This window comes from Tannerella sp., assembly GCF_030528505.1.
Lineage (GTDB): Bacteria > Bacteroidota > Bacteroidia > Bacteroidales > Tannerellaceae > Tannerella.
The window spans coordinates 1-24,973 of sequence record NZ_JAUMYS010000016.1 but is presented as its reverse complement, the minus strand read 5'-3'; the positions used below and the strand labels follow the sequence as shown (position 1 = coordinate 24,973).

The window sequence follows — 24,973 nt, the reverse complement described above, 5'->3', positions numbered from 1 at the left end:
CGGAATAAACAGGACTAAGATAATGAAATAATATGATTTTTAGGTGTATATGTGCTGCTTTTGCACTGATCGCGGCTGCTGAGACGTATGCCCAATTTACCGTGAAAGGTACGGTGATTTTTGAGGGAGGAGATAAAGCGGCGGGTGCGACGCTGCACTTGTTGCGGTCGCGCACGGTCGCGACTACCGATGTCGACGGAGCATTTACCTTGCAAAGCCATGTGTCGCCGGATACGCTCGTCATTGTATACATGGGTTTCGAGTCGGACACGATTGCTGTCAGGGCAAATAGCCCGGTGCTGTCGGTTGTACTGAGAGAGGCGAGCCGGCAGGTCGACGAGGTTGTTGTGACGGCTCGGACGGCGTCGACTTTGAAGCCACGCTTTGCCACCTTACAGACGGAGCGAATCAATGCCGATGAACTGACGCGTGCGGCATGTTGTAACCTCTCGGAGAGTTTTGAAACGAATGCTTCGGTCGATGTGTCGTATTCGGACGCGGCGACAGGAGCCAAACAAATCCGTCTTCTCGGCTTGCCCGGCACGTACGTGCAGATGCTGGCCGAGAACGTGCCGAACTTTCGCGGGGCAGCTTCGCTCTTTGGGCTCGATTATGTGCCGGGTCCATGGATGGAAAGCATTCAGGTCTCGAAGGGGAGCGCGTCGGTGCGTAACGGGTATGAGTCTGTTACGGGACAAATTAACGTGGAATACAAGAAACCGATTACGGCAAGTCTGCTGACAGTTAACTTGTTTGCGTCCGATGCGGGACGGATGGAAGGAAACTTCGACGGTGCGGTGCGGCTGTCGAAGCATCTGTCGACAGGGTTGTTTGCCCACTATTCGCAGGATAAACGAGTACATGACGCGAATGGAGACGGTTTTCTCGACCTCCCGCTGCTCGAACAGTTTAATTTCTTCAATCGCTGGTATTACACGCGTAAACATTTTATCTCGCAGGTAGGGATGAAGGTGGTGCATGAGACACGTGAAAACGGACAGACTGCACATGGCAAAAAGATATCGTCCGAAAAGCCGCTATATGAAATCGATATTCGTACGCTTCGCGGCGAGGTGTTCACGAAGAACGGCTATGTGCTTGATGCTGATATGAACCGCAGCATCGCGTTGATTCTTTCCGGGTCGTTCCATCGTCAGCATTCGGAGTACGGACTTATCGGATATGATTTGAAGCAGCAGAATGTATATGCCAATTTGCTCTTCGATACCGATATCGACATAAAGAACAAAATCAGCACGGGACTTAGCATGAACATGGACCGAACCGAGCAACAGTCGGAATATCTGGCGTCTCACGCGGCTTTTCTCCCTCTGCGTACCGAATGGGTTACCGGCGCTTTTGCGGAATATACGTGGATGCCGTTGCGTGATCTGACGGTCATGGCCGGTCTTCGCGGCGATTATCATAATGAATACGGTTTTTTTGTTACGCCGCGGTTGCATCTGCGGTATAATCCTGTCGAACAACTTCATTTGCGTGCTTCAGTCGGGAAAGGGTACCGCTCGGCGAATGTGTTTGTCGAAAACAACTTTCTTTTCGCTTCGAACCGCCTGAGGAAACTGTCCGTTGCTCCCGATTTAAAGATGGAATCTGCCCTGAATTGGGGTGCGAGTATCACGGGATACATCTCGCTGGCGGGCAAGGAACTGGTGCTCTCGGCCGAGTATTATCAGACGGATTTTGGGCAGCAGGTCGTCACCGACGTTATGACGGATGCGCATGCCGTCCGCTTTCATAACCTCGACGGGCGAGCCTATGCGCGTAACATTCAGCTGGAAGCGAGCTGCGTATTTTTTGAGAGCCTTGATGTGCGTGGCGCATGGCGATGGACGGATGCCCGCACAACGTATAACGGTCGATTGATGGAGAAGCCGTTGACGAGCCGATATAAAGGACTGATTACGGCGGGATACCGGACGCCTGTTTACCAGTGGCAGTTCGATGCGACCGCGCAGTTTAACGGGCCCGGAACGCTTCCGACGCCCGATGCGAAAAAGCCGTTGTGGGAAGCGACGTTCGATGCTTATACGCTCGTCGGTGCGCAGATTACGAAGCGGTTTAAGAAGTTGTCGTTGTATGTGGGAGTAGAGAACCTGTTTGACTTCACGCAACCGCACCCGATCGTCGCCTCTTCCGATCCGTGGGGAGACGATTTTGATGCAACCATGGTCTGGGGACCTGTGCATGGGCGCAAAGTCTACGGTGGTCTGCGGTGGAACTTATAATCATGTATTGACCATATAAAAAGAAAGATAATGAAAACAATTCAATGGATGATCTGCTGTTTGATGCTATTGATCGGAAGTGATGCGGTGGCGCAGAAAGAGGCGAAGAAAAAGGAAGCGCAGATGACGTTTTCCGTAGAAATCATGTGCGATCATTGCGTCAAAAACATTAAAAAAAATATCGCTTACGAGAAAGGTGTGAAAAACCTGAAAATCGACTCCGAAAAACAGCAGGTAACGGTGACTTATCATCCCGAGAAGACGAATCCCGAAAAACTAATCGAGGCATTTAAAAAGATCGGGAAAGAGGCCACTCCGATTATTGAGGAAGTCCCTTTGAAAAAAGACAACTGAAGGAAGGATAAAGAAATTCCGGAAGAGCATTAATGACACGTATGCCAAAGTCGCTGCGGTAAAACTTTATGACCGCAAAGTGACTTTGGCAGTCGCTAATGTGCTTAATAAAAAGGTTACGTTGTTACTTGTTTTTTGATTTTTGCAACTTCCAAAATGCTTTCAAGTACTTATTCAATCGTTTTACATCTTCTTCGTTAAGTTCTTTTAAGCGAGTGATGTCCATATTATCAAGCAAATCATTTATTTTAACTTCAACGGCTATCGGATTTTGAGCGATTCGATTGATAAAAACGTCGTAATCTTCTTTTTCCGATTCTTTGGTAACACAACGTAATACAGCAATTACCTCATCTGAAAAGCCTTCCTTTTCAAGCTTTTCAAATGTCCATTCGCTATCTTCTACCACATCGTGCAACACACCGCAAACCTTCTCAATTTCACTTTTCCCCCGTTCCATAACACGCAACGGGTGTAAAATATAATCTGCTCCGGATTTGTCTTTTTGACCTTTGTGTGCCGCAACCGCTATTTCTATCGCTCTTTCTATCGTGGACATCGTTTATTTGTTGTTGTTTATGTGTATTTTATTTAGTTATAAGTGATACCTTCTTTTTGCGGAGTGCTGACGGTACGGGCGATTAGTACAGTGGCGGACTTCAGACGGTGAAACGACTTTGTTGCAACGGATAAATCCTTAAAAAACAATGATATATTTTTGCCTGTAATAAAACATCAATTTTTCTATATCGCTGATTATTAAACCCAGATTACGCGCTAGGCACTTTTTGGTTTAGATTTATGGGGAAATCCCATAGTCCGACGAACCATTTTCGTCGTTTTTTAGTAAGCGCTATTTTCAGTTTGAGCGTATCGCCTGTTCTTTCAAAATATGCTCCTATAGCAAAGGTTCTGTAACGCAGTGTAGATAGTGTCTTTTGCGTTTTTTCTTGAAGAACAAATAGTCGGAACAGAGACATTAAATTGTAGGCTGTCATCGAAAAGATCAAGGCTGCTTCGGTTGCATAAAAGTCTTTTAAATTAAAACTTTCAGCCCCAAAATCCTGCTTCAACTCTTTTATTCTGTTCTCAGCATCCCTACGCATACGGTAGGTTCTCCAAACATCGACCATTGAGCAGGCTTGATTGGTAAAATAGGCAGAGTACCGGTAGTTACGATGGATTTCATCTTCGGGGAAAAGGCTCAGCTGTTTTCCGCCCGCTTGAGGTCTTTTCTCTATTTTTTGCCTTACAATAACGATTCTTATTGGTTTTTGCCAAGATTGAGCCTGATAGGTTTTGTCGCAAATCTCTATACCGTCATCTACTTTTACCCAAAAATCCTGTTTGTCTATCAGGTGTTGAATGGGGTGTGTAAATCGGGCTACAACAATATAGGGTAAAGATTTTTCCTCCAAACAGTCAAATATATTTCCCTCTAACAAAAACCACTGTCAAGTCGTACCAAGCCGACTTTTTTGTTGCCAAACATGGCCAAAGTCTCTTCCAAAAAACCAATGAAATTATGGGAAGCATTCGTGTTTCCGCTACGAAGCCAAAAATTGGCGACCATTTTTATATCATTGACAAATGCAATGAGGGGATGATGACTTTTTCTGCCCTTTTTCTTGGGATTATAGCCTTTGGTAGCGCCATCCTGTTCCCCATAACGAGTAATTACCGAAGAATCAATATCTAATGTAAAATAGTTAATATTCAAACTCTTGAAAAACCAACCAAAGAAATGACGAGCAACTTCCAAATTGGTCTTGGCGTTGAATTTGGAAAAATATCGCTTGTAGGCGTCTTGTGCGGGGGTATGTTTCCAACCGAAGATATGTCCCAACGCCTTATCTGCCCGAGTAACCTCGGTATGCAAAAAGCGGTTGGCTCCACACCAAATACTGGTTATAAAAGACTCTAAAATTACGCCCACATCATAAGCGCGATTAGAATTTTGGGTAGGTAAAGAACGGCAAGAAGACACCTGTTCTTGAAACCCGATTTTGTCTAACATTTGCTTCAAAAACACCATTCCACCCCAGGGCGTAATCTCTTTATTGGTAAAAGATAACTCAAACTTCATACTGCTTTTTTCTTTATCGCTACGCGTTAGAAATTGTAAAATGCAAAGATAAGATTTTTTCTATCGCGGAATCTGGGTTTAATACTTCTCGTAAGGGCCTGTTTTGCAGATTCACGGTAATTTGTGCATAAGCAGTGCTCGTCATAAACAAGAACAGCAAAAAGATAACGGGCCTTGTTAATGAGCATTTCTTTAAAATTTGCTTTTTCTCCATAAAAAATTAGTTTAACAATTGTTTTTCATTTTGCCCCTAACATCGTGCGGTTGAAGCCTCTTTTTTTGCTTTTTATCCGAAGGTTGAAAAAAGAAAAAAAACAGTATTTTGCAAACCAAACAAATGCTCATGGCTAATAAGAGTACAAAAACACAAAAGGAATCCTTTAATGCAAAGTTGAAAATTAAATATAATTAATATCTTTTATGTATCGGCCTGAAGGATATATCCCTTTTTCTTCACAGAGATGATGGAGATACTTCGATCGTCTTCAAGTATTCTTCTCAGATAGGTGATCTGAACATTCAGCGCTAACGAATTCGCGTGGCTGTCGTCTCCCCAGATGGTTTTGAGAATATGTTCACGTTCAACCATTGTTCCCATATTTTGGGCTAACAGCAGAAGGAGATCGGTTTGTCTGGCGGTTAAAACGTGTGAGACTCCATGAAACGAGACCGCACAACGATTGCTGTCGAACGACGTTTTTCCTATGACGAATTGCCGCTGAACTACCATCGTTCTATGCTCGAAACGTTCTTTGATTTTTGCGATAAGCTCTTCGGGATAGAAAGGCTTGGGAATGTAATCGTTTCCTTTGAGATTAAACCCTTTCAGCCTGTCGCTCTTCTCTGTGCGGTCTGTCAGGAAGAAAATCAGTACTGTCCGGTTAACCTCCCGAATTTTACGGGCCAGTTCAAAGCCATTCATCTCCGGCATATTGACATCCAGCAAGATTAAATCGGGATGAATCGTTTGAAACAATTCCCAACCGACGACGCCGTTGTTCGCGTATGTCACACGATACCCCTCGACTTCCAGAAATTTTTTCAGAAGCATGGAATTTTTTACGTCATCGTCGACTAATAAGATCTGTATAGCATCTGTCATTGCGGTAATTTAATGGTAAAAACGGAGCCGACGCCTTCTTCGCTTTCCACTTCGATCGAACCTTTATGGGCCATCACTAATTGCCTGACATAAGCCAGGCCCAGTCCCATACCCGGAATCTTCCTGTTCGTGATGGACGGGCTACGGAAGAACTTGTCGAAGACGTATTTGCGATCTGATTTTGAAATGCCGAAACCATTGTCCTGAACAGTGATTATGATGGATTCGTGGTTGTTCTCGGAGTAGCTGATTTTTATTTCCACCTTTTCTCCGGAATATTTGATGGCGTTCTCCAAAAGGTTGTTGATGATATGGCTGAGATGCATTTTATCGGCTGTTACCATCAATTTTGCGTCGGAAAGGAGATGGATGGTCACTGATTTACCGCTTGGGATGGTGAGTTTTTCGATACAGTCGGTTAGGGTACTCCGCAAGTCGAAAGCTGATAACGTGAGCGGTATCTCCGTTACATCGTTGAAGGTAAGATCCCGTAACTTCGAGAAATAGGACGACAGGTTATTCAGTTCGTGACGGGAATCCGCAAGTACAGCCTCCTTACTTTCTTGATCTTCCATCAGCTTGTCGTTACGCATAAAAGAGATACACATCTTTAGGGTGGATATGGGGCGTTTCAGTTCGTGAATCATCGTATGAATGAAGTCTTTTCGCAATTCTTCCACTTTGCGCTGTTTCCGTATCGTCGCGATCTGTGCCACAAGGCAACCGATGAGAAAAACGGAAAGGACGATCGATAACAGTAATAGATTCATCATGTTGGACAGTACCGGAGATAGTTCGATCGGCAACGTGATGTTCACCATTTCTTTCTCGAATATGTCGTAGGGATACGATACGGTGATGTGTGGGTCGAACGTCGAAGTATGATTGAATCTCAGAGGTAACCAGACCATCGAATCGGCCCGTTCCACATGGATTGCTTTTGCTGTGATTCCTCTTTCGTTCAACAGAGAATCTATGCGCGCGATTTCGAACGGATTGCGAAAATCGATGATAAAGCGCTCCAATGCGTCGTATTCGTTAGGATATTTAGGATGATTCGTTATGTCGAAATGGTAATGCGTGATGTCCTCTGTTGGGGCCGTTTCATACATACTGATGATGTCTTTGATGTCTCTCTTGCTGATATTTTCCAGTGCAAGTTTGCTTGAATCTACCGCATAAATATCGAATACGGTGCTTAAGATACCTGCTTTTCCCGACTGGGCTGATGCGGTTATTCTCGTATTCGTCAGGATATTTATATCCGTTCTTTTCTTAAGCTTTCTTATCTCCCGTTCTTCTTGCATCACTTCGAGAACGGTTTCATATAATTCGTTCTCATGGATTTCCAAGGTATATAAATAACGATGGTAGAGCCAATAGCCCTGCATCGTGCAGAAGGCAAGAATGGCTCCTATCGTTAGCCCATGCAGTATTTTAATGCGCTTCTCCATACTGCAAAAATAGTCTATTTCCCGCTTGAACGAATCGACTAACAACCCAATAGCGGCTTCAGTAATAATTTAGTAATAATTATCAATGTTACAGTAAGGATTATTTTTCTTCCGCGAGAGCATCGCTTGTAGTTTTGCGGAAAAGTTAAACCCGATAACAAAATGTATAACGTATGAAAAAGATGGTATGGATGATGACGCTTAGCTTCGGTGCTATCGTCGCAGGTTATGCACAGAAGGTGCAGGTGATTCGCGTGGAGGGTAGTCAGATATCGACCAACTCCGCCGCGTCGGCAGAACAAAAAGAGATTGGCAAGACCGTGATGGAGTTTATGTTCGATTATACGTATTTGCGTGATACAACTCAGGTGTCGTCGGTTGTAACGGACCGCATGATCTTGCAGGTGGGGCAGGGGGTATCGAAGTTTTCCAGTTATCGCACCATGCAGGTCGATTCATTGATTCGGGTATCGACTGCCGACCAGATACAAGCAGATCCCAGACGCTATATCGGAGGGAAAACTTATTCAATCTATAAGAACTATCCGCCGGGTAAGTTGACGACGACAGACAAAATCGCTACGGACTGGTTTCTTATTGAAGAACCGGTTCCGGAGCAAGCATGGACGATGACGGAAGAAACAAAAGAGATACTGGGTTATCCGTGTAAAAGCGCAAGATGCTTTTTCAGGGGCAGGGACTACATCGCTTATTATACCGATGAAATACCGGTGGCCGACGGCCCTTGGAAGTTCGGCGGCCTCCCCGGCTTTATTATGGAGGTACGAGATGCCAAAGACCATTATTCCTTTGTCTGTGTGGGAATAAATTCCAAGTCCGATCGTCGTATCACGATGCCCGATGTACCTTATAACAAGACTTCACGCGTGAAATTTTATCGAACGAAATATACTTACGACATCAATCCGCTGGGTTATCTCGAAACGGTCAGCGGCATCAAGGTGAATGTTACGGATAACGGAGAGACAAGAACCGATCTCGCTAAGCCTCGCGGATTGACTTACGATTATATGGAGACAGACTGGCGGAAGGATTAAAGAATGCTCGTATGAGAATCATAACAACGATGTTCGCTGCATTCTTCGGCCTGTCTGTCGTCTATGGTCAGACGAAGGAAGTTCGCGGAGTAGTGCTCGATAAGGACGATCAATCTCCTGTTGCCGGAGTGATCGTACAAGTTAAAGACGGATCAGGCCGAACCACTGATTCATACACGATAACGAATGATCAAGGTGAATTCAGCATACGATATCATATGGCTGTCCCGGACTTGTCTTTAAGGTTTCAATGTATGAGTTATGCTCCTCAAACCATTAAGTTGGGTGTGTTATCTTCGCCTCTGACCGTATATCTCATCCCCCGGCCGACGCGGCTTAACGATGTGATCGTCAGGGCACCGGACATAGAGCAGCGAAGCGATACGCTGACCTACTATATGAGCAAGTATGCCACACCCGCGGACAAGCATCTTGCGGATGTGCTGAAACGCCTGCCGGGTATAAAAGTGGAAGAGAACGGGCAGATCAAATACCAGGGTGAGCCGATTAATAAATTCTATATCGATGGTTCCGATTTTATGGATGGTCGTTACGGATTGGCAACCGAAAATATCTCCCCTTCGGATGTGGCGAGTGTCGACGTTCTGGAGAATCATCAGCCCGTTCAGGTATTGAAGGGATTGGAATTTTCCCGGCAGGCAGGACTGAATATAAAATTGAAAGAAGAAGCGCGTCGTCAATGGATCGCCATACTTCATGGAGGCGTAGGAATGTCGCCGTTTTTATACGATGCGTCCGCGTTTGCCATGCGTATCGCCGGCAAGTGGCAGAGTATGGAGACGGTTCGTGTCAACCGTACCGGATGGAATCCGGCTTCGCAAAGCCGGCGGCAGATTGAAAGCCGCATTTTGGGCAATGAGGATGTCGATCAGCTCTGGGACGATCATATCACAGTCGGTCAGCCGTCCTCACCGATCGACGAGCAGAGAACCCGCGACAATTTTTCCATACTTGCCCATACCTCGAACTCGTGGCATACAGGCAAAGGCAAAGATTTGAAATTCAATCTGACATACGAAGGGAACAGACTGGATTATCTGACCGCGTATGAAACGCATTATTTTGATGAAAAGATTCCGCCTTTCATAGAGCGAAAGACGATGCGGACGCAGGCACACCGTTTGGGCGGGCATTGGGCGTTGCAGGTCAATCGTCCTGCATGGTTCCTGAAAAACAATCTCTACGTCGATGCGGATTGGGATCAGGCGAATTCGACGATAGGCGGTACACGTTCTCTTTTGCAAAAGGCCGAGACGCCGTCTTTTCAAGCTGCGAACGATTGGCAGACAGTCAGGCGGTTAGATAATCGTTTACTCACGCTTTCGTCACGAAACAGCTATGTGTATAAACCTCAATCTTTGCATGTAACGGCTGACTATTCCGTCGTACAGGAAGTGAAGATTGCAGATTTTCGCTCCCTTACGGAGGCTCGTTACGGTTGGCTGTTCAACCGATGGAAGGTATCTGCCCGTGCAGGAATAGATATGAATCATCATAACATAGACGCAGATTTGCACGGAATCGCGCTTGCTTATCCGACACGGAACGAGACGGGTTTCTCCTTGTTGAAGACCTACCTCTCACCGGACGTTTCGTATCAACCCAACAGATGGTCGTTTACCTTATCTGTTCCTGTGATCTATCATTTGCATCATATCCGAAATAAGCTGACCGGTGAAAATCTGACAAAGCATTATGTTTCCCTGACTCCTTCATTTTATCTCCGTCATCAAATCAGCGCGAAGATGGATATAGCGGCACAACTCAAGTATTCCCTGCCCCCGCCTAAAGCGGATATACATTTCCGGAATGTTGTGATGAATGATTCTCGAAATTTAACGGTGCCCGAAGATGTTCCCGAACGCAGAGAAGAACGTGCGGCAACCTTGCACTTCAGATATCGGAATCCCATTACTTTGTTGTTCTTTCACGGGATGGGTAAACTGGAATGGAATCGTCATCCATCGATGAGGAGTCAATTGTTTATGAAGGATTATATCGTTCACTCGTTCGTTCCGATCAAGAATGAGAGTAGGAATTTAGTGGTAAACGGCAGCGTAAGCAAAGGTTTGATGTCGGGCAAGCTGACCTTGGGACTTGATGCCGGCCATGTACGAGCTTGGAATGCATCCGTGAAGCAGCATGTCGAGTTTCCGTACATATCGACAACGACTTTTGCACAACCGTATCTGAAAGGCTTTTTTACCAATGGCTTGTCGATGGATTATCGTCTGTTGTATACAAGGAATACGCTGGCGATTGAATCTTCCGAAAAAAGCGCTTATGATGTATGGAAGCAATATCTCGCCTTTACGATTATACCGGATAAAGCGTGGCAAATCGGTATCGGCGGTGAACATTACCGTACCCGATTCAGTTCCGGCAACTCAGCTCACCTGATTCTGCTCGATGCATCGGTAAGATGGACCATATCCAAGCGTGCCGGTTTCAGTCTGACAGGCATGAATCTTCTGAATCGGAGCGTATACCGCTACGCGAACTATGGGTTGTTAAACGAAACGAGTTACACGTATGGCATACGTGGACGGAGCATCATGGCCAGCGTTCAGATCAGGCTGTAAAAAGCGCGTTGGACTCCGACACGAACGGTTATTTACAGTACAACTCTACGGTCGTTCCGTTCATTTCGTAACGCATCGAAGAAGTCAGCGATAAGATGTCGAGCGCGCTCCGGATACTTCCTCCGCCCAGTGTACCGGAGAATCGGACGGTACGCAGCTCTTCGGAGGCAAATTGGATTTCGACATTGAAAACACGCGAGAGCGTATGGGCAATCTCGTCGAACGAGCGGTTTTCGAAGTAAATATTGCCTTCCTTCCATTGGATGAAATCGGCCGCATACACTTTTCCGGTCGATGATGTACGATTCGTCCGGTCGAAAATAATCCGTTCGTTTTCGGAAAGGATATGTTCCTGCCCTTCGGTATTCACCCGGACGCTTCCTTCCAACAGCACGGAGGAGATGTACTTGTCGTTGCGGTAAGCCGTTACGTTAAATGCTGTGCCGAGTGCCTGCACATCCATTTCTCCTGCCGTTACGACAAAAGGACGTCGCGCGTCTTTTTGAACCTCAAAATAAGCCTCTCCTTCGAGGAAGACCCTTCGCTCGTTGCGGTTGAAGTTACCGTCGTAAGTAAGCGTTGAGCCGGAATTGATCCAGACCCGGCTTCCGTCCATCAGCTGCACTTCGGCTCTCTCTCCGTAAGGGGCGGTGATCGCCACGACCTTGTCGGCGGAGACCGGACGAGAGGTGAAAACATAGACTGTCCATGCGGATACGACAGGAAGTATCCATACGGCAGCCCATCGCATCGCCTTACGCCACGAACGATTAAGGCGTACTTGTTTATCCTCAGGCAGAATGGACGCGCGTATTCGTTCGTACATCCGGTTCTCCGTGCCGTGATCGATGTCACATGCCGCTCGCTCCAACCGATTTTCCATCAGTCGGTCGATTTGTTTATCGTGCCGAACCCGGTCGAAGAGACGTTCTTTTTCTTCTTCCGTGGCTTCGTTGCGGATATATTTTTCAAATAGACGGATATAATCGTTTTTTTTCATTTTTCTTTATATGATGATATACACAGTACAATCGACGGTGCCGATTCCCCGAATACGATATCATACAATTATACTAAATTAACAGAATGAGGCCGAGAAGAAATAATCGATGGTAGTTCTTTTCAACATGTTTACGAATGAATTTGACTGCCAGCCATAGCTGCGTTTCTACCGTACTTACGGAAATCTGCATGATTTCGGCGATTTGCTTGGTCGATAGATCGTTTTTCCGGCTCAAGATAAAGATTTTTTTGCGCGACGGAGGCAACTGTTCGATCAGCTCATCGATAAATTGTTCGAGCCACTTGGCGTCGAGTTCTTTTTCCACGACGGTGTCGCAGGCAGGTTCTTCACGTAGCACGAACTCTTGGTACAAGTATTCCATCGTCTGTCGTTGATATTTGTTTATCAACATGTTTTTGGCGATCACGGAAAGGAAAGAAAGAATTGACTTTTCGGGATCGATTTCGCGATGCACTTCCCACAATTTGATAAAGACCGACTGTACGATTTCTTCGGCCATATAGCGGTCGCCGTGCGAGAGGGTCATCATAAAGTTGTAAAGCTTTCCCGCATATCGTTTGTAAATGGCTTCGAAGGCTTGACACGAGCCATTTTTTAAGGCGATCAGTTCTTGCTTTTCGACAGACATCCCTCTCTGTTACAGACTAACGGAGGATATATCGGAACAAAAAGCTCCGGCATATCCTCCGAATGTATTGCTTTTACTTAGCCGTATCCAGTTCGTATCCCCACGACTTTCCTTTCTCGGTGGCCGGGAGTCCTTTCGTCATCCATACCGGAGCGGGATCGCCTTTGAGGTAGTGGTCGAAGAACTGTTGCAGACGGATGGAGAGGTCTTTGCAGTTACGGCGTTCGCGGAGGTTGTGCGCCTCGTTGTTGTATTGGAGCATCCATACGGGTTTGCCCATGCGCCGCAGCGTCATGAAATACTCGATACCCTGATACCAGGGTACCGCGCCGTCTTTGTCGTTGTGCATAATGAGCAGTGGCGTGCGCACTTTGTCGGCAAAGAACACCGGCGAGTTGGCAATGTACAAGTTCAGCGAGTCCTGCATCGTCGCACCGATACGCGACTGCGTCTGTTCGTACTGGAACTGTCGGCTGCGTCCCGATTCCCAGCGGATGCCGCCGTATGCGCTCGTCATGTTCGATACGGGCGCGCCTGCACCGGCCGCCTTGAACATATCGGTGCGCGTTACTAAATAAGAAACCTGATAGCCGCCCCAGCTCTGTCCCTGAATCGCCATATTCGCTTTGTCTACCCACGCATTCCGCGCCAGCGCCTCGGCGCCCGCAACGATGGCGTTGTAGGCGTCTTCACCCGGACGACCTACCGTATAATGGATGTCGGGCGTGAAGACCACATACCCGCGACTGACATAGAACGGGATATTGATAATCGAACGGCTGGGAGCAGGCGTGTGGTGAGCGTACAAGTTGTCGGAATGTTTCTCGTAGAAGTAAATCATGACCGGATACTTTTTATTCGGGTCGAAGCCTTCGGGTTTGTAGACGATTCCCTGCAAGGGGATGCCGGCGAAGGATGTCCACGCGAACAGTTCGGCCGTGCCCCACGTGTAATCGCGCATCTGGGGATTGATGTCGGTCAGCTTGTCGGCCGTCTTCCAGAGGCTTTTCGTGACATGCAAATCGGTTGACGTCTGGAAATTGCCTTTCAGAAAAGCGAACACATCGGCTTTCCTGGCTTTCACGACCGACGGGAATGTGTATGTGTCGAGCGTCCGTTTCTGCAACAGATTACGTCGTCCTGTTTTCAGCGTATAAAATCCGTTTTCTTTGCTGCGTTTATCGAATGCGGAGAGCAGCAGCTGGTCGTTCGGCGCGAAGAAACGTTTCTCCGGGTCGGTACGTACGTAGCGCAGTACGAGGGAGTCGCTGCGTCCTTTCCCGAGCGTGAAGTTTTCCGGTTTTTTGATGCCTTTCGGGTCGATTTTCCAGATATCGAACGCATCGTTGAGTAACACGTATTCATCGTTTTCACCCCATCCGGTAAGTCCGTACGAACCGGGCAAAGAAGGGGTATCGTGTTCTTCGTTCCAGAAATGGACACCGAGGTCTTTCGTCAGATTAACGGTCGTGCGGGAGTGGTTGTCGAACGCAAACCAGTGGCGTTGAGCGGCGTCCCACCAGATCGTATAATTTCCCTGGGGGGAGAGTTCCGGACGGCCGCCCATGGCGCGTGCCACAGGTTGCAGATGCCCGGTTTCGAGATCGTATGTCCACGCATCGACCCGGGGTGAGATATCCCACTGCGTTTCCAGCCGGTAAGGTCGGTCGGACCCGAGAAGAGCAAAGCGGCCGTTGTTCTCGTTGGCGATGCTACAGAAAGGCATTTCTTCCGTTGCTACAGAAAGAAAAGCTCCCGGTTTTTTCGGGTCGATGACACCCATATAAGTACGGTTCTGTTCTTGTTTCAGTTCGATAAGCTGCTGCGGCTGGATAAGCGGGTCTTGCCAATGCCAGATATCGAGTTTCGCCATTTCGAAGTCGACGATCGTCGTGTCTTTGGGTGCCTGCTTCGGTGCCGCTCCGATTACAATCCGTTCCCCGTCCTTACTGAAACGCGGGGCTGAAAACTCGTTGAAGATCCACCCTACGGGCAGTCCCGACACGTTCTTTCCGGCGAGCACGACCGCCGAGTCGGCGCCTTTTTTGAAATAGCGCACGTCGAACGATTTCTGCTCAATCTTCGACGTATCTGTTGTGGCTAGATAAACGAGTTGTTCTCCCGGCTCGTCGAACACGAACGATTTGTATTCGGCCTTTTCATTCGAGATAGTTCGGCGTACGCTGTTTTTCAGATCGAAGAGAAGCACTTCGGGTCTCTTTGTCGAGTCTTTTTTGTCCGGCTCGGTGTTCACCGCAAAAGCATTCCCGTATTTATTGAAGAGATGGTTTTTGGCGTCGTGAATCGTATCTTCGTGTTGCGTAATCAGGTTGCGGAGAATCAGCAGTTCTTTTTCTTTCTTCTCTTTCTTGGCCGTATCTTTCGGCGCCGTAACGGTATACGCAATATGGCGGGCTATCTCTTCGGGCGCCTTGAAGGATTTTATTCCTGCCACCTTTTGCAGTGCGAATGTCCGGTTGTCGACGATCACCAGCGAATCCTTGGGCTGGTCTTCCGGTTTTTTCTTTTTGATCCGAGCCTCGCGTCGTATGGCAAAGGGCGCTTTGACAAGCCCTACCGTGAATGTGCCCTCGGGCGAGACGGCATACGTCTTGACCCGTTCGACGGTAAGCGTCCGGTTTTTAGTCAGATCATGAATCCACAGTGTGGTGTCGCCTTCCTGCGGCCGGATCAGCGCCGTCAGGATTTTCCCGTCGTGGCTGATATGGATGTTCGAAAGACTTTTCCAGCCGTCATAGACCGAATGATCAAGGGGTTTCTTTTGGGCATACGAAGCCGTTGCCAGAAGTAAAAACAGACAAGTAGAGAGAATTTTTTGTTTCATAGTATACGTTGTTTTTTATGTTTGATTTTTGGGTTACAAAAGTAGGTTATTTTTCGGAATAAAAAACGATTTGATGCAGGCGGGTCGTATTGGAGATAAAAGAAAATGCCGTAAACGGATGCAAAGTTGATGCGAATATTCAAACAGACAAATAAAATCGGTTAAAAAGAGGGGATATGATAACGGAATCTCTTTTTTTGATATCGTGTGTGGTTGGTAAGTCTTATAAAAGAAATAATCTGATAAAAAGAAAAAGGGTACTGACACCTTGCTAATACGGTTTGCCAGATACCCTTTCGAATAGATATTATTCTGCAAAAATGTTAGACTTATTCGACAAAGACTTTATACGAATGCCCATCGGCAAATCGAATGACATAGTACCCGCTTTCGAAATCGTAAGTGGTAAGTCCGGCTTGTACTTCTTCACGTTTATACAGTTGTCCCATCGCAGTATAAATATACATTGCTTCGTTACGTTCTGTCTGTATGTACAATTTACCTTTATAGCTCCAGACCTTTTTTATGTTGTCTATTACAGGCTTGTTGGCAAGTGGTGTAATCCCCGATACGATTACTTTCAGATTGCTCGTTACGGTTCGTACGCGTATCTGCATCACGCTGTCAGAGAGCATGGTGCGTTCAATACCTCCACTAAACTCTGTCCATATCGGATTGTCGGTGGTGACGTCAAGATATTTTAGACTGTATCCTTTTTTTGCTTTTACGGTAAAGATAAAATCCTGCCGACTGCTTACATACAGCATGCCGTTAGCCGAAGGAGTAGTTTCTGCCGTATTTGGCACAATCAGTTGGATATACCGTCCTATTCCGCTTATTTTCTCGTCACAGAAGCTGATGTAGCACTGCTTGCTGGATATGCTGTCGCCACAGAGATTTTTGACCGTAACCCGGTAGAAAGCGGAAGAATCTTTGGCTAAAGCCCGATAACTTCTTTGGTTAGCTCCGGGTATGGGTAATCCGTTCCTGTACCATTGATACAGCAGGTGATGCCCCCGGACTCCGACAGTCAGATCATAACTTCTTCTTTCACAGTTTCGAATAGGTGCTTTTAGTTCTTCCGTTATAACCGGGAATTCACGGAAATAGACGTTCATCGTATCGGAGCTGATGATATTGGGTGGAGTTACGGTGTCGTTAACCATTACGTGATAGCTGCCGGATTGTCTGACTACAAGGAATGTGTCTCTTGCTCCGGCAATGGAATCACCGTCTTTATACCACCTGTAGCTCACATCCATCCCTCCGGCCTTGACAAAGAGCGTATCGTGCGAAGTGCAGATATACTTCATCGTGTCCAGATTTTTGATAAACCATGGGCGCAGCCATATCCGGACACGGTAAGGGAGACGGAGGCTACCGTTTCCGTATTCCGTACCATTGATTACGGGGGTAAAGTAGAAGACCGTATCTCCTACCATAGCCGTATCGGTAGGGACATTGATCCATGGGTTACTGCTGCTTGTAACAGCTCCGCCTGTTTTTTCGTTGTACCATTTGCCATCAAAACTACGACTGGTAATCTCGAACCTTGCCGTGTCACCGATCCATGCGATGTGTGGCCATTCCACAGCGGTGAAGAGGGCTGCTTTTTGGGTCTTCCGGCCGAGCTTCATCGGCTGATCGGGACAGCCGCCCTTGAATGTTACCGTGCTCTGTATGGAGGCTTGTATCGAATCTACGGGATTGGCTGCACGATCCTGTCCGTTAGGCGTATATATCAATGGAACATAACAGTGGATGACGGAATTGTGTCCTTTCGTGGCATCGTTGTTGTACTCCGTAATCGGGAAAGGAAGTTTCAGCGTGCGCACGCCGGAGGTGACAGTGTTTGCGGCAACGGAGTCGCGCCGGTCAAGAGTTGCCAACGAGCCGGAAACGCCTTTGTACCGGAAATAAGCGCTATCGATGTCGAGTACATCCGGTAATAGAACTTCCAGGTAATCGTTTGCTTTCATCGACTGAGATGCTCCGTAATGTCTCTTGATTTCGAGCTGAAGCGTATCACGTCTGTGGCCTTCGTTAAAGGCAAACGATACATGGGGCGATCCGGCCGATTTGGGGGCTATCTGCGTCTCGAAATCGTAGTCATAGTTTATATCTGGTTTGTACGCTCCCGATATAAACGCTTGCCCGTTGCCGTTAGCAGGGTCGCCACAGATATTTTGGGCATACATGGTTCCTTTGAATACGATCTTTTTGAATATCTCCGTCGAACACAAGGCACGGAATTTCATCCGGATCTGTACTTTGCGTTTTGCGAGGTCGGCGGCAGGCGGATTACCCTGCGTACCCGGCAGAATCAGGTTTGCACCCAGTGCGGGTATGCCGGTCGTATTTACTTGCAGGCGTGCGGAACGCTCCGTATGATCGTCGGATGCGGGTCCAAACCGATTGACCAGCAGTTGCTCCATTGCCGAACCAGCCGGAAGTGGGGTGCTTGTGCCCACCGGATATTCGATCTCGGCACTGCCCGGCACGTAAACTTGCCCGATGGGTACGGTCAGCTCCATTTCTACTTCTTTCACCATCCCGTCGGAGGCGTTGGAGTTCAGAGAAGCCGTAATCGTATAGGCATTGGAAGCGTCGTTCGGGCTGGCTTTGATGCTGTCGCGATCGCTGACGATAGCGGCATCGATCGTCGCACTTGTTGAAGGTTTGATACGGAAGACCCGTTTATCGATGATATGATCGTCGTTGGGATTCAGCGGGAGCGTTGTGTTGGGTGCCCACGATGCGCCGAAGCCCGAGCAGGCATATACCGTCACGGAATCGTAGGGGCATACGGTCACCATGCTGGTATAAACCGGGGTATAGAAACGGGTATCATTGGATGCCAGATCATTGACTTTTACCCAGCAACCGCCGTTCGGATCGTTAATGTTCTGGCCCGCGTGAGGAGTACCCGAACCGGTCGGGATCAGTTGAACATCTTTCAGTTTGCCGCTGAAATAGAACCATACGTCATTGAGCGCGTCGGTGGTTTTGTTCTCCAGTTTCAGTCGCGGGCCGGTCGTATAGGGGCCGTAAGAGATCACTTCGTAAGGTGGCGGCGCATCGATGGAGAAGTTCGCCTTGGAATCCCAGATCAGCAGTGGATAACGTGTAGACTTCTTTTCTTCGTCCTGTCCGGTACGGAGGTTATGGAAGATTCGCGTAATCGTCACAGCAGACGTATCTTTCCGTACAAATGACGGATTAATCTTCAGGGTTATCTCCGGATTCAGGGTCCAGCTATCTTTCCAGAGCCGCCACTTGCCGCCTCCCAGCGGACCGGTGGGATTGGTTGTTTGGAACAGCTGTGAGAAGTCGTATGTTCTCCGGCTGGGGGTAGAGCCCGGTTCGGAGTTCAGCGTCTTGGAACCGAGTGCCGGTACTCCGTGTTTGCTTACCGTAATCTGATCGTCCATCGTATAGCCCGGCGGCAATTCGTAGGTGATCTTTTTCAGATAGTAAAAGTAACGTGCCTCGTTTACGAATGGGGCTATTGCTACCTGGCCTCCGACTACGGGGTCGAAAGTTACCGTTTTAGAGGCCCGGGTTTCGAATTTGACCGTCGGAGCACCTCCCTCTGTGCCAAGTGAGCCTACTCGTACATAATGGATCTTTATGGGAAGTACCTGTGCATTGTCGGCTCCTTTTCCTTGTGTGAATGGATCGGCCAGTGAGGTTTCGCTCACCTTAAAAAGGGTCGAGAGGATACCATCGGTTTTAGTGTAAAAGTTTCCTGCCGGCCGATTCACGGTAAAATCAATTTTGATTTCGACTGTGGCTCCGGCAGGGAATTTGGTTGGGTTTCGAAGTATGAAGTAGCTTTTGTTTCCGGTCATCGGTTGGTGTTTCAAATCAATGCCGGACACTGCAGTGCCGTTTACTTTGACTTCGAATGCCGACGTGTTCGGGATAAAATATTTTCCGGGTCCTGCTCCGACCGCCATGTTTCCCTCCATCGGCAGATAAAGGTATTCGTAAGCAGTGCTGCCTGCTTCTACCTGTCCTTTCCAATGGAACGAGCCGTGGTCGTCGGTAGCAAAACGCGTATGGTCTACATCTGCATCGGGCAGTTTCTGAGTACCATTGTCGGGATCGCCGTCGTTGTTTGTGTCCTTGTATCCGATGTAATCCGTGTGGCGTTTGAGATAAAACGTATCCATCCCGATGCCCTCCTGCTTGCAGATATGCGCAACCGGCTGTTTGAGCAAGGTCGTATTCGGAAGCGTCGCGTCGCTCCACACCTGATCGGTTGTCCAACGAACGGTATCCTCTTTATTTACCGCGCCGCAGGGGGCCGATTTATACGTGACATGCAGATAGCCGCGGAAGTTGCCCGGATTGCTGACGGTGCCGGTCGCCCGGATTTTGATGGATCGTTTTTGGGGCGAATGGATGGTGGGGGTGAAAGACAGGGCCGCCGGGAAGGTGCCCGTGCCATCTTCGTTTGGCGTGATTTTCATATCCTCGATCGTCAGCCATGCAGGAGTCTCTACTGTAAACACGGCATCTGCCTGATCGATCTGTCCGAGATGTACGTGTGTCTTGCCGGTAAACGTCTGTTGCCCTTTGAATATCTGTTTGGGCAAAGGGAGTCTGTCTGTATGGGCCGGAAGGGCTAGTTCGGGGGCTGTCCTTCCACTCAATTTGGCTGTGTTCTCGGCGCAAAAACCTTTGATGTTGCCGATTAAAATTGAGAACGAATTACAGGTAAAACCGAAAGGTCCATTCAGGCTCGGACCCGGACGGTTGGTGGCTGGCAGGTCGAATATATCGCCGTTATGAGTGGCCATGTAGAGAGTCACGGTTGTTCCGGGCGGTATGACCTCGTGTATGGTCATATTGTTGAAACTACTCACCATACGAGAGTATGCAGGTTTCAGTTGTCTGGGCGGGTTGAAACCGTATGTTTCTCTTTTATTGGGATAAATTCTTTTGAGAGGGCCGCTGCCGATCTGGATATATATCTTGGAGGTATCGATGCAATTGTAAAAAGCAGGAGTAGAACAATTCACAATGTTGAAAGAGCGTATGGCAGTAGTGCCGGTATTGGTTAAAACTGTTCTGACCCACGTGAGTGTTCCGTTTTTAGGTACGTTATTGGGATGTATTACCGAGGCGCTGCTGTTATTGGCCGTTACGTAGTTGCAGCTGTTGACGGTAAGTGTCGGAACGCCGCTTGTTCCGCCCATGGCAAGCGTAATCTGCTGTTCGGACGAAGTATGGCACGCCGTTCCGCCGGCAGGGAAGCGCGCCATGGCTTTGATGTGCTGGAATCCGCAGATAGAAGGGGTTCCTACGGCATTGAAGGTGATCTTCTTGCTGTCGGTCTGGTCGATCATACTTCCCCCCATGTTGGCAGGCGAAGCGAAGGTGAGCGTGTAGGTGCGTCGTCCATCGGGCAAAGTGGCAGCAACGGCACTGATCGCCGTGGTGTTGAGTTTGAAGTTGGAGAGAGTGATTTCCGACGTGCTGACGGTGAACGTCACCTGAGCCGACGAGGCTTTGTCGGCCGAAGCCGTTTTCAGGTAAACGGTAACTGTTTTGGGGGTTGTCGGTGTCCCGCCGAAGTCTATATTGTCTCCACCGGCAGGCAACCCGATCTGCAGAATGGGGCGTACGGCATTGGCAGTAACGCTGTTGCTCGCTTTGGAGTTTATGCCACTCAGCACGGCTAATTGAAAGGTAACGACACCGGGATTGATGCAGCCCGTGGTTTTCACCTTGAACTGAACCTCTACTTCGTGGTTTTGGGCTATGGTTCCTCCGCTGAGTGTAACCTCCTGCCCGTTTTGCGTTTTAGTGAATGTAATTCCGCCTATAGGTGCGGAAAAATTTTCTACTTCCACATCGTTCGGCAAGGTGATCTTCACTTTCGAATCGGTCAGTGCACTACCCTGTGGAGTGAATCGATAGGCAATGGTAAGCGGCTCGCCATAGGCTACCAGTCGGTTACTGCCGACGATTTTCGGATAGCCGTCGGCTATCCGAACCGTTTGTGCATGTGCTGACCAAATTGCACCGAGCAAGCATAAGAGAATCAGTATTCCCCTAAGCAGAGTTGATAAATGATGGGAATGACTCCATTTGTACTTTTTTTTCATTTTTCTTGTTGTTTATAGTTTATAAAATAGTATGGTGTATATTGTCTGTCAGTATTGCTGTTACAAATGCTTGGTGACGAACAAGAGAGTGGCTGAAATTGGCCATCTGAAATTGAGATGGTGTTTGACAGTGTAAAAAGAGAGAAGAAAATACAAAATCTTTGGAAATACAGTTGTATATCCAAAAAGGGTGAAAAATATATTTATTAAATAATGTTAATGGGGGGGGGGGGGTAGAAGTATAATTTCGTTAGCGTTTCGGTCAACGAAGTCGACCGACAAGGATTGATCCCTGCATACGAGCCGGCTGGGAAGACCGATTTTTCCATACAGATATGGAAAAATTCTTTCTCCTCCGTCTTATTTCGTGAAGAAAGTTTAGTCCCGTGATGTGAAACCATCTTTTTCATGTTTATGCATTAAATAGTGGTGCAAAGGTAATCATTTTTTTGTAATGGAGATGTTTTTAGAAAAAAAAGTGCAAAAATAGAAACGAATGATGTGTTTATCCGGGTCCGCTTCGGCCATTTTCGATCAGCCCTACCGACGTTGTATGTCGGCCGAACCAACGTCCGGCTGCTGGTTTTCGCTCGACACGTAACGGGAGGAATCCCGAACATTAAGCCTTCCGATAACGACATTAAGCCTACGGGCCACATCGATTAATTTAAACGACAACTGTGTGCCAATTGAACGACAGTTGTGATCCAATTGTCCCACAATTGTGATCCAGTCGGAACACAACTGTGAGACAAGTTGAAGATACGTATCCAAAACCTTAATGATAACCTCCCGAAAGCTTAAGGGTACGTATCGAAATGTGTAAAGGAAAGGAGTGATTAGCTTATCGGTCGGTGAGTATGACGATTTATTTCAATACGATTCCTCCGTACGAGACGGAAATATTGACGGAGGCGCTCGGATTGTTGCTTTTGCCGGCCGTACCGACGATACACCCTTGCTTCTTCAGCGATACGTTATGGAACGTAAGGTTGCCGGTGTCGATCTTTCCGTAGTTGGTATAAAGAGCGGCTTTGAAGGCATGCTCTTCGGTCAGTCCGATCTTTACATTGCTGTATGCCGCGTCGACGCGGATTTCCGAAAAGTCGTTCGCCACTTCGGCGATTTTCAGTCCGCCGTATCGCAACCGATCGGCTGTCAGCCGTTTGTTCAGTTTACCGATTCGCACGTCGGTGTAGCCCGTTTCGATTTCGAAGTCGGTCACCGATTCGATCCGGTAATGATCATACTTCGAATCGGCCACAACCTGCTGGGCTTCGTCGATTTTGATGCCGGAATATTTGCTTTCGACGGAAAGATTGTTGCATTTGTTCATCGTCACGTTGCCGTAACTGATGTCGATCGTCGCCTTATGAACGGCGTTTGCGAAAAGATTTCCGTATTTGAGTTCGACGGTGAGCGGTTGCGTGAGGTTATCGAGGTAAATATTCCCGTACTTGTTTTCCAGCAGCGGAATGACGCTTTTGGGGGCGGTGACGGTATAATGTACCGAACGCCCGCAGTTGTTGCAGTTGATCGGTTCGAATTTGGTATGGGCCGAAACCCGATTGCCGCTGTGGGAGAAATCGACCGACACGCTCTCGGCATATTTTCGGGCGGCTTCTTCGGTGCGTCCTTCGCCTCTGATTTCGATCTTGAACGTGATTTTGCGGTTCGTTCCTTCGATGATCCGGATGTTGCCGTATTTATTTTCGATCGAGAGAACAGGATTGTCGCCGACGGAAAATTCCTTGACAATTTCTCTTTTATACTCTTTCCGTGCGGCGAAGGCTCCGGTTGCCAACAAGGTGATGGCTAAAATAAACAGAATCTTCTTCATGATGTTTTTATTTGATGAGTTATTAAATTCATTTGTATTTGCTGCAAAGCGTTAATTCTGGACGAATAGACGCTGACGATCAACGTAATTTTATGCTCGTCGGTCATCTGAACGTCCGGCATCTGTTCGGCTTCCATCGTCTCTAATTCTTCGAGGACTTTGGCGCGTTCGTTTCCGTCCATCGGGCTAAGCATTTGTTTGGTCGTTTCCAGTTCGTTTTCAAACAGCATGGCGTAATGGTTCTGCACATCGGCCGGCGAGTCTTCCGACGAGAGCGGTGCGGTCGTCTCCGGTCGTGAGGTGAACAGCCAGATGCCGGCCATTACGGCGGCAGCCGTTGTGACGACGCCCGTCAGGATGCGCAACACGCGATTCCGCCGGTTGTTCGCTTTCGTTTCGTGCGTTACGTGTGTATCCGTCCCGACTTCCGATGTCGTTGCGGCGTGCAACGCTTCGAGTCGGCGGGCAAAGCGTTCGCGGTGTCCGTCTTTTGGTTCACCACACGCGAAAATTTCGTGCGAATGCGTTTTGATTGTATGTTCTAATCTATTCTTTTTCTTGTTCATATCTGTTTCTTCTGATGCAATACGTTACGTAATCGGGACAATCCTCTCGTGTACTGGACGCGTACGGTCGAGGGGTTGAGTTGCAGCCTCGCGGCGATATCGGCAAAGCTCATATCGCCGAACAAGCGCAGGCTGAGGATGCTCCGGTAGCCGGCGGGTAAGCGTCCGATACCAGTGCGTATTTCATCGATACCGGGCTGTTCGTCGGCCGGCTCGTCTTCGTCGGCTGGTTCCGTCAGCTGCTCTTCGTCGATCGAGGCGTAAAAGTTTTTCTGCCTCCGTACCATGTCGATGGCCGCGTTGGTTGCGATCCGCCGCAGGATGCGTTCCATCGCCTGCGCGTCGTCGTTGAGCAGTTCGGGACGGACGAAGATTTTCAGCAAGGTGTCCTGCATGATCTCTTCGGCTTCGTCGCGATTGCCGACAACGGCCGCGGCGCTCTGATAAACCGGGCGGAAGAAGCGGTCGTAGAAAGCCATCTGCGCTTGTTGTTCGCGTCTTCGCACGCCATCGATGAGGTTTTTGTATTCGTTATCCATTCGTTTGACTGTTCATCCTTATAACGAGGCCAAGGGCGATTTGCTACAACGAAGGTAGAAAAAATACGGTATTTCGAGTTCGACCGCATCCTGTTTTGTTGCATCCAAATTACGCGATACACTCTTCGGCGTGTACCATTATTTAATTGTCAATTGTCAATGGTTAATTGTCATGCCGGGTACATGATTCGGCGGGTACCATGCATAACCACTGACAATTAACCGTTAACAATTAATATAATTCAGGCTTTCAGCCCTCCGCCGAGATGCGACTTTTCCCCAACGCTTCGCATTGGGCTGAATTAAGGCGCCCTTTCAGGGCTTTTGTTTAATTGTTAATTGTCAATTGTCAGTTGTCAATGGTTATTTTCCGGGTACATGCCGAATCATGTACCACGCATGACAATTAACAATTAACAATTATAATTCAGGCTTACAGCCCTCCGCCGAGATGCGACTTTTTCCCCAACGCTTCGCATTGGGCTGAATTAAGGCGCCCTTTCAGGGCTTTT

Annotated in this window: 16 protein-coding genes; 4 read left to right on the top strand and 12 right to left on the bottom strand. The window is 47.9% G+C overall.

All coding sequences use genetic code 11. From position 1 onward, the window contains the following. The first annotated feature begins 32 nt into the window (after positions 1-32). Entirely contained in the window at positions 33-2,246 is a 2,214-nt protein-coding gene (locus tag Q4A89_RS03910; RefSeq protein ID WP_303183947.1) for a TonB-dependent siderophore receptor, read from the top strand. Positions 2,247-2,276: 30 nt separating this feature from the next. Continuing rightward, positions 2,277-2,600, top strand: coding sequence for a heavy-metal-associated domain-containing protein (locus Q4A89_RS03905; protein ID WP_303183945.1), 324 nt, complete (start codon positions 2,277-2,279; stop codon positions 2,598-2,600). A gap of 124 nt (positions 2,601-2,724) precedes the next feature. Here the strand turns inward: Q4A89_RS03905 and Q4A89_RS03900 are convergent, their stop codons facing one another. From Q4A89_RS03900 to Q4A89_RS03880, 5 genes are all read right to left on the bottom strand, one after another. Continuing rightward, complete coding sequence (locus tag Q4A89_RS03900; protein ID WP_303183943.1) at positions 2,725-3,159, bottom strand: phosphohydrolase; 435 nt, start codon at positions 3,157-3,159, stop codon at positions 2,725-2,727. Between the two features lie 211 nt (positions 3,160-3,370). Continuing rightward, positions 3,371-4,018: a transposase gene (locus Q4A89_RS03895; RefSeq protein WP_303183942.1), complete on the bottom strand. Its 648-nt coding sequence runs from the start codon at positions 4,016-4,018 to the stop codon at positions 3,371-3,373. Positions 4,019-4,038: 20 nt separating this feature from the next. Continuing rightward, on the bottom strand, positions 4,039-4,686 hold the full coding sequence (locus Q4A89_RS03890; RefSeq protein ID WP_303183941.1) for a transposase: 648 nt from the start codon (positions 4,684-4,686) through the stop codon (positions 4,039-4,041). A gap of 418 nt (positions 4,687-5,104) precedes the next feature. After that, positions 5,105-5,788: a response regulator transcription factor gene (locus tag Q4A89_RS03885; protein WP_303183939.1), complete on the bottom strand. Its 684-nt coding sequence runs from the start codon at positions 5,786-5,788 to the stop codon at positions 5,105-5,107. Beyond that, complete coding sequence (locus Q4A89_RS03880) at positions 5,785-7,242, bottom strand: sensor histidine kinase KdpD (protein WP_303183937.1); 1,458 nt, start codon at positions 7,240-7,242, stop codon at positions 5,785-5,787. Before Q4A89_RS03880 ends, Q4A89_RS03885 begins: the two co-directional genes overlap by 4 nt. 173 nt (positions 7,243-7,415) lie before the next feature. Here Q4A89_RS03880 and Q4A89_RS03875 point away from each other — a divergent pair, with 173 nt between their 5' ends. Then, entirely contained in the window at positions 7,416-8,300 is an 885-nt protein-coding gene (locus tag Q4A89_RS03875; protein ID WP_303183935.1) for a GLPGLI family protein, read from the top strand. A gap of 11 nt (positions 8,301-8,311) precedes the next feature. Continuing rightward, complete coding sequence (locus Q4A89_RS03870; protein ID WP_303183933.1) at positions 8,312-10,903, top strand: TonB-dependent receptor; 2,592 nt, start codon at positions 8,312-8,314, stop codon at positions 10,901-10,903. A 28-nt stretch (positions 10,904-10,931) separates the two neighbouring features. On the opposite strand, the gene Q4A89_RS03865 is transcribed toward Q4A89_RS03870, so the two are convergent. From Q4A89_RS03865 to Q4A89_RS03835, 7 genes are all read right to left on the bottom strand, one after another. Further along, positions 10,932-11,903 (bottom strand): FecR family protein, encoded by a 972-nt coding sequence (locus tag Q4A89_RS03865; protein WP_303183932.1) that lies wholly within the window; start codon positions 11,901-11,903, stop codon positions 10,932-10,934. 73 nt (positions 11,904-11,976) lie between these two features. Then, positions 11,977-12,555: an RNA polymerase sigma-70 factor gene (locus Q4A89_RS03860; protein ID WP_303183930.1), complete on the bottom strand. Its 579-nt coding sequence runs from the start codon at positions 12,553-12,555 to the stop codon at positions 11,977-11,979. 73 nt (positions 12,556-12,628) lie between these two features. Then, a complete protein-coding gene (locus Q4A89_RS03855; RefSeq protein WP_303183928.1) occupies positions 12,629-15,400 on the bottom strand; it encodes a S9 family peptidase in 2,772 nt (923 codons plus the stop codon). Positions 15,401-15,729: 329 nt separating this feature from the next. Beyond that, positions 15,730-21,516 (bottom strand): hypothetical protein, encoded by a 5,787-nt coding sequence (locus tag Q4A89_RS03850; protein WP_303183927.1) that lies wholly within the window; start codon positions 21,514-21,516, stop codon positions 15,730-15,732. Positions 21,517-22,384: 868 nt separating this feature from the next. After that, complete coding sequence (locus Q4A89_RS03845; RefSeq protein WP_303183925.1) at positions 22,385-23,356, bottom strand: hypothetical protein; 972 nt, start codon at positions 23,354-23,356, stop codon at positions 22,385-22,387. After that, positions 23,353-23,922 (bottom strand): hypothetical protein, encoded by a 570-nt coding sequence (locus Q4A89_RS03840; protein WP_303183923.1) that lies wholly within the window; start codon positions 23,920-23,922, stop codon positions 23,353-23,355. The genes Q4A89_RS03845 and Q4A89_RS03840 overlap by 4 nt, the downstream gene beginning before the upstream one ends. Further along, positions 23,919-24,461, bottom strand: coding sequence for an RNA polymerase sigma factor (locus Q4A89_RS03835; RefSeq protein ID WP_303183921.1), 543 nt, complete (start codon positions 24,459-24,461; stop codon positions 23,919-23,921). The genes Q4A89_RS03840 and Q4A89_RS03835 overlap by 4 nt, the downstream gene beginning before the upstream one ends. Between the last annotated feature and the right edge of the window lie 512 nt (positions 24,462-24,973).